The 11902-nt window shown below is 65.7% G+C and carries 9 protein-coding genes; all 9 read right to left on the bottom strand.

Features of this window, described 5'->3' with window-relative positions:
- Positions 1-80: 80 nt before the first annotated feature.
- Positions 81-4385, bottom strand: coding sequence for a PAS domain S-box protein (locus AC1D1F_RS10765; protein WP_477700720.1), 4305 nt, complete (start codon positions 4383-4385; stop codon positions 81-83).
- A 58-nt stretch (positions 4386-4443) separates the two neighbouring features.
- Complete coding sequence (locus tag AC1D1F_RS10760; RefSeq protein WP_477676777.1) at positions 4444-4884, bottom strand: response regulator; 441 nt, start codon at positions 4882-4884, stop codon at positions 4444-4446.
- Positions 4885-5049: 165 nt separating this feature from the next.
- Positions 5050-6078 carry a M48 family metallopeptidase gene (locus AC1D1F_RS10755; RefSeq protein ID WP_477696214.1) on the bottom strand — a complete coding sequence of 343 codons (1029 nt, stop codon included), beginning with the start codon at positions 6076-6078 and terminating at the stop codon, positions 5050-5052.
- A gap of 38 nt (positions 6079-6116) precedes the next feature.
- Positions 6117-6869, bottom strand: coding sequence for a lysophospholipid acyltransferase family protein (locus AC1D1F_RS10750; RefSeq protein WP_477676779.1), 753 nt, complete (start codon positions 6867-6869; stop codon positions 6117-6119).
- A 69-nt stretch (positions 6870-6938) separates the two neighbouring features.
- Entirely contained in the window at positions 6939-7511 is a 573-nt protein-coding gene (gene gmhB, locus AC1D1F_RS10745) for a D-glycero-beta-D-manno-heptose 1,7-bisphosphate 7-phosphatase (protein WP_477680892.1), read from the bottom strand.
- Positions 7512-7614: 103 nt separating this feature from the next.
- Positions 7615-9720, bottom strand: coding sequence for a glycine--tRNA ligase subunit beta (glyS, locus tag AC1D1F_RS10740; protein ID WP_477678154.1), 2106 nt, complete (start codon positions 9718-9720; stop codon positions 7615-7617).
- A complete protein-coding gene (locus AC1D1F_RS10735; RefSeq protein WP_477678155.1) occupies positions 9717-11141 on the bottom strand; it encodes a tetratricopeptide repeat protein in 1425 nt (474 codons plus the stop codon). Before AC1D1F_RS10735 ends, glyS begins: the two co-directional genes overlap by 4 nt.
- Before the next feature lie 3 nt (positions 11142-11144).
- Complete coding sequence (locus AC1D1F_RS10730; protein WP_477678156.1) at positions 11145-11351, bottom strand: hypothetical protein; 207 nt, start codon at positions 11349-11351, stop codon at positions 11145-11147.
- Complete coding sequence (locus AC1D1F_RS10725) at positions 11348-11881, bottom strand: metal-dependent hydrolase (RefSeq protein ID WP_477678157.1); 534 nt, start codon at positions 11879-11881, stop codon at positions 11348-11350. The genes AC1D1F_RS10730 and AC1D1F_RS10725 overlap by 4 nt, the downstream gene beginning before the upstream one ends.
- Positions 11882-11902 lie beyond the last annotated feature (21 nt).

The raw sequence follows: 11902 nt of genomic DNA, 5'->3' as shown, positions 1-11902 counted from the left end.
ACACGAGAAAAGAGGTGAAAACATCCTTCTGTGCATGTAATTAAACCCGATCAGGACACATCGCGTCACATCAGGACACATCAGGACGCCTGCGGCGTTTTGGGCAGGGTGAAGAAAAAGGTCGCGCCCTGGCCGGGTGCGGACTCCGCCCACAGCCTGCCGCCATGGCGCTTGATGACCCGGCTGGAGGTGGCCAGACCTATGCCGGTGCCGGGAAATTCCGAGGCGGCATGCAGGCGCTGGAAGGGGTTGAAGAGCTTGTCGGCGTAGGCCATGTCAAAACCGGCGCCATTGTCGCGCACGAAGTACACGGGAAGCCCCGCGGCGTCCTGGGTATGGCCGACGGTGATCTCGGCCACGCCCTCGTGGGAGCTGAACTTCCAGGCGTTGCCGAGCAGGTTTTCCATGACCACGCGGACCAGCCGGGCGTCGCCGTGGGCCTTCAGCCCTTTTTCGATGCTCACCACGGCCTTGCGTTCGGGGTCGCGCGACTGCCACTCGTCCATGATGCTGCGCGCCAGCGCCGACAGGTCCACCGTCTTGTTGCTCAGGGGCGCGCGTGACACCTGCGCCAGCGACAGCAGGTCTTCGATCAGCTGGCCCATCTGCGCCACGCCGGCCTGGATGCGCGACAGGTAGTGCGTGACCCTGTCGCCGGCGTCGGCGCCCAGCTGCTTGGCCAGCAGGCGGCTGAAGCCGTCCACGGTGTTGAGCGGCGAACGCAGGTCGTGCGACACCGAATAGGAAAAAGCCTCGAGCTCGTGGTTGGACAGCCGCAGGGCGGCTTCGATGGCCTTGATCTCGGTGATGTCGGCGTCTATGCCGACCCAGAAGGCCACCTGGCCCTGCTCGTCCAGCACGGGCGACGCACGGTAGGACATGGTGTGGGTGCTGCCATCGCGGGCCAGCACGCGGCGTATGCCCATATAGGGCGTCTGCGCGGCCTTGGCGGCCACCCACGTGGCCTGAACGTCGGGAAGGTCCTCGGGGTGGATGACGGAGAACCACTGCGTGCCGGTCCAGTCCTCAAGCTTGCCGCCGACCAGGTCGAACCAGGCGCGGTTGAAGTAGGTGGCGGCGCCGTCGGGGTTGATGGTCCACACCACCTGGGGCGCCTGTTCGGCCAGCGCGCGGAACAAGGCCTGCTGGCGCTCCAGCGCCAGCGTGCGCTCTGCCACCTTCTGCTCCAGCCCGGTGTTGAGCTGGCTGACTTCCTCGAGCAGGCGGGCGTTCTCGATGGCGATGGAGGCCAGCTGCGCCAGTTCGAGCGCGACGTATTCATCCTGCTGCGTGAACTCGCCTTCGTACTTGTCGGACAGCTGGAGCAGGCCGATGTTGCGGCCGTCGCGCCCGGTCAGCGGCACGGCCAGCCAGCCGCGCATGGCGGGGTGTTCGCCGGCATAGCTGCCGAAACCGCGCCAGCGCGGATGGGCTTCGAGCTCGGCCTGCGTCATGCGCATGGAGCGGTTGGTCTGGCAGACCATCGCATAGATGCCGGTGCCGTCGGGCGGCTCGATGAGGTCGCGGTATTTCGCGTATTTGTCGGACAGCGAGAGCGCGTTGATGGCCTGCTTCCAGTCGTTGCTGACGGTCAGGCTGACGATGGACTGGTGCGCGCCGACCACGCCCCTGGCCTGTTCGGCGACCTCATGCATGGTGCCTTCCAGCGTCTGGTGCCAGGTGATGGCCTGCGCGGCGTCGGCGGCGCGCTGCAGGGTGAACAGGTGCTCCTGCACGTCGCGCTCGGCCTTGCGCTGGGCCGTGATGTCCATCGCCAGCACAAAACGCGCGGGCACGCCGGCGTACTGGATGGGCCGCGACACGGCGTGGACGGAAAAAACCGAGCCGTCCTTTCGGCGGTGCTGCCAGTCGCCTTTCCTTTCGACCGAGTCGTCTTCAAGCGCCCGCTCCAGGCGAGAGTGCTCGACCTCGGGACGGATGTCGAACAGGGTCATGCCCAGGAACTCGGCCGCCGAGTAGCCGTAGCTGTCCACCGCCGCCTTGTTGACGTTGAGGAAACGCTTGGTGGCGACGTCGAACACCCACATGGGCACCGGCGCCATTTCAAACAGGGCCGCGTAGCGCTGTTCGCTGTCCATCAGCGCCTGCTCGGCCCGCTTGCGCTGCGTGACATCGCGCTCCACCGCCACCCAGTGCGTGAAAAGGCCTTTGGCGTCGGCGATGGGGACGATGTCGAGGTCCACCCAGAACTCATCGCCGCCCTTGGTGTAGTTGATCAGTTCGGCCCGCACCGGCTGCCACGCCTCCAGCGCGGCGCGGATGCGGTCGAGTTCGGCCCGCTGTGTGTTGGGACCCTGCAGCAGGCGCGGCGTCCGGCCCAGCACTTCTTCGCGGGTGTAGCCGGTGCGGCGCTCGAAGGCGTCGTTGACGAAGACGATGCGCGGGCCGGGCGCGTCGATCGGCCCGGCCTCGGTGATCAGCACGATGTCGTTGAGGCGGGAGACGCAGGACTCCAGCAGGCGCAGGTGCTCCTGGGCCTGGTGCTGCTCGGTGATGTCCTGCAGCACGCCGACCAGGCTCACGACCTTGCCGTCCCGCTGCAGCGCACGGCCCCGCGTGCGCACCCAGATGCGCCGGCCCTTCTCGGTGATGAGCGGCAGCTCCAGGTCCCATGGCGTGCCGTGAAGGAAGGCGGCTTCAGCCGCGGCCCTGACGACAGGCTGCGCTTCCGGCGCATAAGAACGGATCGCATGCCCTATGCTCAGCCTGGCCCCGGGCTCCAGGTCATGGATGCGGTAGATTTCCTGGGACCAGTAGGGCGTCATGGTGTCGACCTGGACTTCCCACCCGCCGATTTTGGCGAGCTCGCCGGTGCGGTTCAGCAACTCGGTGCCGCGGGCAATTTCCAGTTCCGCCTGCTTGCGGTCGGTGATCTCCTGGAGCACGCCGGAGCGTCGCGGCTCATGCCCCGGCTGGCCGTCCTGCCGATCATGGGCGCGGCCCATCAGGTGGATCCAGCGCACCTCGCCGGCCGCCGTGATGACGCGGAACTCGACGTCCAGCGGCAGGCCGCCCTCGACGGCGGCGTCGCGCCTGGCCTTGAAGTCCCGGCGGTCGCCGGGGTGGATGAGCTGCAGGAAGGCTTCGCGGCTGGCGGCGAACACCTCCTTGTCCACGCCGAGCAAGTCATAGACCTCGTCGGACCACCAGGTCTTTTCGGTGCGGACGTCGAGCTGCCAATACCCTATGCGCCCCAGCCGCTGGGCATCCTGCAGCCTGCGCTGGATGGCTTCGCTGTTCGCCAGTTCCGCCTCCAGGGCGCCGCGGTGCTTCTGCAGCGATTCGGCCATGCGGTTGAAGCCGGCGGAGATCCGGGAGAACTCCCCGCCGTCATCGGACGGGCTGACCGGGATGCGCACGTCCAGCCGCCCGTCCTCGATGCGCCGGGTCGCCTCCAGGATGTTGCGCGTGGGGCGCACGATAGCGCGCCCGCCCATCATCCAGGCGAGCAGGCCGCTCAGGAAGGCCAGCGAGGACAGCACGCCCAGTTCCAGCCACAGCTGGCGCTGGGAGGCGCCCACCACGAGGTTATGGTCCAGGCTGACCGCCACAAAAAACGCCTCGCCCGGGTTGCTGCTGCTGGGCATGTAGGCCCACAGCCTCCGCATGCCCGCGCCGTCCGGGCCGTCGGCCGTGCCGGTCCGCATGCCCTTGACCGCCTCGCGCAGCACCGGGCTGGCGGCCTTCTGGCCGATGCGGATAGGCAGGGCCGGTTTTCCCGTCAGCAGCACGCCGTTGCGGTCGTGGATGCCGAGCGCGGCGCCGGGCGGCAATTCGATGCCCAGCGCCGACTTGGCCATTTCGGCCAGGTCCACCGACGCATAGGCCACCACCAGGACGTGCCCCTCTCGGTCCAGCAGGGGCAGCGCGAAGGTGATGGAGGGTATGCCCGTGGCGCGGCCCACGATGTATTCGCCGGTCACGAAGCTGCGGCGGGCCACGGCTTCGCGGAAATACGCGCGGTCACCCAGGTAGTTCAGCGTCGAATTGGGAATCCCGTTGCACAGCGCCCGGCCATCCATGCCCACAATGCCCAGGTTGGCGTACAGCGGGAACTGCCGGTTCAGCTCCACCAGGTAGGCGTCGCAGCGCCCGCCCCTGCCGCCTTTGACGGTTTTGCCGGCCTCGTCGCTCAGCAACTCGGGCGCATGGACAACGGCCGTGAGCACCTGGCGCGCCGTCTCGGCCAGCTGCTGCTGGTTGGAGGCTGCCAGCGAGGCCGCGAACTGCAGGTCGGTCATGGCCCGCTCGACGGCGACATCGGCGTTGTAGAAGGCCTTGAAGATGGACAGGCCGAACAGCGGAACGATCGCGGCCAGCACCAGAATGACGAGGCGGGTCCGCAGCGTGATCTGAACCTTCATCGCGGCCATCTCTCAGGAGCCCGCCAAAGCCGCGCGGGCGCCCTGCATCGCAGGAATCTCAACCGGCCGCGATGGATTCATTGACATCCAGCCAATAGGCCTGGAGCCGCTGGAGTTTTTCCGTGAGGTCTCCGAAATCCACGGGCTTGCGGACAAAACCGTTGGCGCCGGCCTGGTAGCAGGCCACGATGTCGGAGCGCTCGCTGGAAGACGTCAGCATGACCACCGGCACCAGGGCCGTGAGCGGGTTGCCGCGCACGCTGCGCAGCACATCCAGCCCCGACAGCTTGGGCAGCTTCATGTCCAGCAGGATGAACGAGGGCTGCCGCTGCGTGTCGCGCCCCGCGTGACTGCCCTGCCCGAAGAGATAGTCCAGCGCCTGCACGCCATCGCGGGCCACCGCGATCTCGGCGGTGACGCCCTGCTCCTCCAGAGTCAAGACGGTCAACTCCAGGTGGTCGGGATTGTCTTCAACTACGAGTATGAGCTTGTCGTTCATGGAGGTGCTTGAGAAGTACGACATCAATTCCCTGGGGGTTCTGGCATTTTTGATATTTTTGTCATATTACCAAGTAACGCTGACATGTACTACTTTGTTATCGATGATCCCCCAAAGGCCAAGGTTTGGCCCCGCACAGTCTCTGCGGCATGCGCACTCCGCTATCTACCAGCGCGGAATCGCTTCGTCTTTGAGTTGGCCGCGCAATTCGGCGTAGTCGGGCACGATGGTGCGCACCGTGTCCCAGAAGCGCGGGCTGTGGTCCATCACGCGCAGGTGGCTCAGTTCATGCACCACCACATAGTCGATCACCGACTGCCTGAAATGGACCAGCCGCCAGTTCAGCCGGATGGAACCGTCGGCACTGGCGCTGCCCCAGCGCGTGCCGGCACTGGACAGGCTGAGCTTGTGCCATTGCACGCCGAGTTGCGGCGCGAAATGGTTGAGCCGCTCGATGAAGATGCGCTTGGCCTGGCGCATCAGCCAGGCCTGCACGGTGTCGCGGATCTGCTCGGCCGACGCGTGGTGGGGCAGGCCCACGTGCAAGGTCAGCTGCGCCACGCCGGGCAGCGTGTCGTTGGCCGCGCCGTCCGCGCCCTGCAGCAGCACCTCGGGCGTGTTGGGCGTGTGGGTCTTGAGTTCAGCACCTATGCCGCCGAAGGCATGCCGAGGGTCTATCACCACGATGACCTGGTCGCCCAGGAAAGGCAGGGTGGTGCCGTCCTTCCAGTCTATGCGCGCGGATTCCATGCGTTCGTGGCGCTCACGGGTCTCCTGCAGCTTGGCGAGTATCCAGCCGGACTTTTCAAGCACGGCCTTGTCGATTTCATAGAGCGGCACCCATTTGGGCGCGCTCACCGTGAGGCCGTCGGCGCCGGCTGAAAAACCGATGGTCTTGCGTTTGCTGCGCCGGAATTCGTAGGCCACCAGGATGCCGTCCAGCACAGACTCGCGCGTGGCGCGCGGGTGGCGGAAGGTGGCCGGGGCCAGGGCCTGTTGCAGGCTTTGGGCGGGAAGCTGCGGCCCGATGAACTCGGCCTCGGCGGCCGGCTCCGGCCGCGGGACGGGAGCCACCGGTTTGGGGGCGCGCGGCTTGGCCGGGGGTTTGCCGGTTTTCGGGCCCGCGCTGCGGACCGGCGGCGCGGGATGGGCGTCAAACAGGTCGAGCGTGAACTGGAGAAGCCGTTGCATCATGTCAGTTTAGCGCGGCGCGATATAAGCGCAGGCACCGCTCAGGTATTCGACACCGCGGGCGCGTAGGCCTCGGGATCAAGCCGGTGCATTTCCGATTCGATCCAGGCTTCCACTTCGCGCATCAGTTCGTCCGGCTGCCGGCCCGCGCTGGGGATGGGCTTGCCGATGGAGATGTCGACGATGCCCGGCTTCTTGATGAAGGCCTTGCGCGGCCAGCATTTGGCCGAGGTCACGGCGATCGGGATCACCGGCGCGCCGGTCTCAATCGCAAGGCGCGTGCCGCCGGATTTGTAAGTGCCCTTCTGCCCGCGCGGGATGCGCGTTCCTTCGGGAAACATGATGACCCAGGTGCCCTGCGCCATCAGGCGCTTGCCCTGCATCACGACCTTGTTGAAGGCCTGGGCACGCTGGCTGCGGTCGATGTGGATCATGTCCATGCGTGCCATCGCCCAGCCGAAGAAGGGCACATACAGCAGCTCCTTCTTGAACACATAAGCCAGCGGATGCGGCATCAGCGTGGGCATGCACAGGGTCTCCCAGGTGCTCTGATGCTTGAGCAGCAGCACCGCGGCGCTGGTTTCGCCCGTGGGCAGGTTTTCCATGCCGCTCACGCGGTTCTTGATGCCGAGGATGAAGGTGCCGCCGCTGACCGCCACGCGAAGCCAGCCCGCGCACATCCAGTACATGGTGGTGCTGCTGACGAAGAGCGACGCGATGACCACGAAGGTGGCCCACGGAATGATGGTGACGGACATCCACAGAAGGTGCAGGACGGAGCGGATAAAGGGCATGTGGGAGCTTCCGGCTATCGGGTCAGGTTGTAAGGGGCGGCAAGCGGTTTTCCGCGGAACGCGCGATGTTCAGATGGCCACCGGCAGCGGCCGCGCGCCGCGTTCCAGCAGGAAATCGGCGAAGGCCGGCAAGTCCGCATGCAAGGTGGTGCCCGCCGGCAGGCCCTCGGGCTGGCCGCCGCCCCGGTACTGGGCCGACTTGCCCGTAAGCACCAGGTGCGGCTCGCAGCCGGCCGCGGCGCCGGCCTGCAGGTCGCGCAGCGAATCACCGACCGTGGGCACGCCCGCCAGTTGCACGCCGAAGCGCGCGCCTATCTGCTCGAACAGGCCGGGCAAGGGCTTGCGGCAGATGCAGCTTTCCTCGGGGCTGTGCGGGCAGTAGAACACCGCGTCGATGCGGCCGCCGACGGCGGCCAGCATCTTGTGCATCTTGGCGTGCATGGCGTTGAGCGAGGCCACGTCGAACAGGCCGCGCCCCAGCCCCGACTGGTTGGACGCGATCACCACATGCCAGCCCGCATGGTTGAGCCGCGCGATCGCCTCCAGCGAACCGGGCAGCGGCAGCCATTCGTCCGGCGATTTGACGAAGTCGTCGCTGTCGCTATTGATGGTGCCGTCGCGGTCGAGGATGACGAGTTTCATGGTGTTTTACCTTACCAAAAAGAGCGGCCGGACGCCGGGCCGCCCCAAGGCCGGCCAGCCCCCTCGGGGGGCAGCGACGACACGAAGTGCGGAGCGTGGGGGCTCATGTTGCCAGTTTGGAGAGGTCGGCCACGCGGTTCATGGCCTGGTGCAGCGTTGCCAGCAGCCCCAGCCGGTTCGCGCGCAGCGTCGGGTCTTCGGCATTGACCATCACGCCGTCGAAGAAAGCGTCGACAGGCGCTTTCAGGGCGGCCAGCGCCTGCAGCGAGGCGGCGTAATCGCCGGAGGTAAAAGCGGCTTCGGCTTTGGGGCCGACGGTCTTCAATGCGTCGGCGAGGGATTTCTCGGCGGCTTCCTGCAGCAGTTCAGGCTTGATGGCAGCCTCGACCGCGCCTTCAGCCTTTTTCAGGATGTTACCGACACGCTTGTTGGCCGCTGCCAGAGCAGGGGCTTCAGGCAATGCGGCAAAGGCGCGCACGGCCGCCAGGCGCTTGGCGACGTCGCCCAGGCGCTGGGGCTTGAGCGCGAGCACGGCATCGACCTCCTGTGCGCTGTAGCCTTGCTCGCGCAGGGAGCCGGCGAGGCGGTCGTAGATGAAGTCGACCAGCGCGGCGGAGGCATCCTGGATCTTGTCGCCGAACACCGGCTGGGCGCTTTCGACCAGTTCGGCCAGTCCAAGTGGCAGGTCTTTCTCGACCAGCATGCGGATCACGCCGAGTGCATGGCGGCGCAGCGCGAACGGGTCCTTGTCGCCGGTCGGCAGGTTGCCGATGCCGAACATGCCGACCAGGGTTTCGAGCTTGTCGGCCAGCGCGACAATCACACCCACGCTGTTGCGCGGCAGCTCGTCGCCGGCAAAGCGCGGCTTGTAATGGTCTTCGATCGCATCGGCCACGTCGGCGCCAAGGCCGTCATTGAGCGCGTAGTAGCGGCCCATGGTGCCCTGCAGCTCGGGGAACTCTCCGACCATGTCGGTCACCAGGTCGGTCTTGGCGAGTTCGGCGGCGCGCTGCACGTCGGCAACCCGTCCAACGTCGATGCGGTTGGCGATAGCCTCGGCTATCGCGCGCACGCGCTGCGTGCGCTCGCCCTGCGTGCCCAGCTTGTTGTGATACACCACTTTGTCCAGCCCGGCGACGCGCGAGGCCAGGGTCTTCTTGCGGTCCTGGTCGAAGAAGAATTTGGCGTCGGCCAGGCGCGGGCGCACGACACGCTCGTTGCCGCCGATCACCGCGCTCGCATCAGCGGGACTGATGTTGCTGACGACCAGAAACTTGTTGGTGAGCTTGCCTGCGGCGTCGAGCAGCGGGAAGTACTTCTGGTTGGCCTTCATCGTGAGGATCAGGCATTCCTGCGGCACGCCCAGGAATTCCTTCTCGAACTCGCAGACCAGCACGTTGGGGCGCTCGACCAGTGCGGTCACCTCGTCGAGCAGCGCGTCGTCTTCAATCGCCTTCACGCCGCCGCCGACCTTGGCCGCGGCAGCCGCCAGCTGGCTGGCGATCTCGGCTTTGCGTTCGGCGAAGCCGGCGATCACCGCGCCGTCTTTTTGCAGCGTGGCGGCGTAGCTGTCGGCGTCTTTCAGCACGACAGGATCCACCGCCGCTTCAAAGCGGTGGCCGTGGGTGCTGTTGCCGGCCTTCAGGCCCAGCGCCTCGATGGCCACCACGTCGCTGCCGTGCAGCGCGACCAGGCCATGGGCCGGGCGCACAAACTTCACGTCGCTCCAGCCGTCGGCCAGCTGGTAGGTCATGACCTTGGGAATCGGCAGTTTGGCGATGGCTTCAAGCAAGGCTTTTTGCAAGCCCTCGGCCAGCGTCGCGCCCTTCACAATGCTGTCGTAAAACAGCGCCTCGGCCTTACCGTCGGGCGCGCGCTTGAGGCCGGCCACGGCCGATGCATCGGCACCCAGCGCCTGCAATTTCTTGAGCAGTGCGGGCGTGGCATTGCCCGACGCGTCCAGCCCCACCGCCACCGGCATGAGTTTTTGCGAAACAGCTTTGTCGGCGGCCTGGGCCGCAACCGCGGTGACACGCGCGGCCAGCCGGCGCGGAGAGGCAAATGCGGTGAGCATCGAATCAGCTGCCGTGAGGCCCTGGGCTTTGAGTTGCTCGAACAGCACGCCGGCAAAGGCATCGCCCAGCTTATTCAGCGCCTTCGGGGGCAGCTCTTCAACAAACAGTTCAACAAGCAGGCTTTGGGTTGTCATAGTGAGATTGTGCACAAGCGGGGTGCCTGCGCGGTTTCGTAGATTCGGGTGGTTTCGGAGGTAGCGCTCATGCCAACCAGCGCACGCGCGGTCGCAAGCATCGACTGACCAATTTTCTCGGTCTGCGCGGTTACGCGCGCGACCTGCTCGGGCGGTGGCGCAACGCGGGTGCCTAATCGCGGCCGGATTTCGTCCTGGATCGCCTCGCCGATGCGAAACTGGAACTCTAGCTGGTAATACAGCCAGCCGGGGTCGGTGGGATGTGCCACCGCCAGGCGTTGCATGTGTTGGAGTGCGTCACCATAAACCGCCACGGCGGCGTCAGTTCGCCCGGCGTTGAGGTGATCGTCGGCGATCTGCAGGTAGCTGCTGCGCAGATCCATCTGGGCGTCGATACTGGCGGGATCACGCTCCACTATGGCCGTACGCAACCGCAAGGCCTCCCGCAGCAACTGGGCGCCAACGTCGCTTTTACCCTTGTTGCTTTCAAACACACCAGCGCTGGCGCGGTTGTGCGCCAGATCGCGTTGCCACACGAGGTTGGCGGGGTCACGTTGCACCAGCTTCTTGTGGATTTCAAAGCCAGCCTGGTACGCGTCGCGCGCCTGGCTGACGTTGACGACGATGTGGAACATCTCGCCCAATCGGTCGTAGTTCAGCGCAAGTTCATGCTGCAGTGCGGCGTTGGAGGGCGCCTCCTCGGCCAGCTTTTCTCGCAGTTCGAGTTCGGCGATTTTGGCGGCGCGTGCCGGTTTTTCTCCACCCATGCCGAATTGCACGGAGCCCAGGCCCCGGTACAGGTCCGCAAGGTCATGCCGCCACGCACTGTTGGCGTAATCTTTCGCGACAAGGCCTTTTTGCAGGTCGACGGATTTTTGGTGCAGATCGCGGCTTGTGGCCCACACACCTGACACTTCAGCCAGGCGCGAATACGACATCGCCAGATCACGCTGCCACGCGGCCTGCCCGGGATCGCCAGCGAGCAGCTTTTCGAGGATCGCAACCGCAGAAGTAAAAGATGCCCGCGCCGCCTGCCGGGCTGTCGCGGCGCCAGCCTCATCGGGCGCCGCATCACGAGCGCCACCGGGCCGAACCAGGCTCACAGGGAGCTTGACGATGGCTTGCAACAAATCCTTTCGGCGGGCATCCGCCGGCGCTTCTTCTACATTACGTCCTGCGGCATTCCGCGCATGCCGGTAACCCGCCTCATACGGATAACGCAACAATGCAAGGTCGCCCCGGCATGCTTGAGCCTTCCCGGTGCGCATGTGTCCCAGAGCCATTTCGTACTGCGCCTGCCGATTGGGCTTGGCATCGAGTTGCACCGGAGATTGCACCTGCGGCTGTGCAGCAGAAGGCACGGCGGCACCGAGCATGGCAAGCCCCGCCAGCGTTGCGCTTGTCAACAGTATTGACTTCATGGGTCAGGCGGCCTTCGTCGGCATCTGTTCTACCCGTCGACGCGGCGCGAAGTAACCACTTTGCGCCAGGTTGCGGATACGGCCAATGCAGGGCGCATGGCCCGTCACACCGATGGCGCCACACGCGAGCAGCAAGTTGCAGCTGTGAGCGGCCTTGAGCAGCGGCTCCTCGACAAACAGTTCAACAAGAATATTTTGAGAACCGTTCATTGGTTTTTTCGGGAATGTCGGAGCGCAAAAATTGCCAGGGCTGCGGCCATCAGCGGGAGCCAGATGGTTTTGACCTCGTTGAGCAACACGTCGGCGCCGCGCTGCGTGAAAAATCGGGAAAAGGAGACCGGCGACACCTCGACGGGCCGCCAGGGGCTGAAAAACCGCTGCTCGGAAAACGGCCAGTAGAGCGGGATCGCCACGCCGCCGTTGGTCAGGGTATCCAGCACAGGATGCGAAAACATGCAAAGCGCTACCCATGCATAGCCTTGCCACGGCGGCAGTTTCCAATGCCTTGCCAGCCACCAGCCGATCAAGCCCGTAAGCAGCGCAAAGCCCAGGGTATGGGTGAAGCCGCGATGCCCCCAGATACCGCCGTAATGGATGCCGAGCTTGAAAGCGACGCCGTCAAAGTCGGGAAGAATGGCCGCGACCATGCCCGCCAGTAGCATGGTGGGCGGTATCCGCTTGCTGCCCATCGCCACCGCGGCGGCAATGGGGACGGCAATATGGGAAAAGATGGTGGGCATCGGGTGGTGCGGCGTGCTGCG

The organism is Polaromonas sp. P1_H6 (assembly GCF_056405195.1).
Note: the sequence above shows the minus strand (reverse complement) of the source record. Positions and strands in the feature narration are given on the sequence as shown.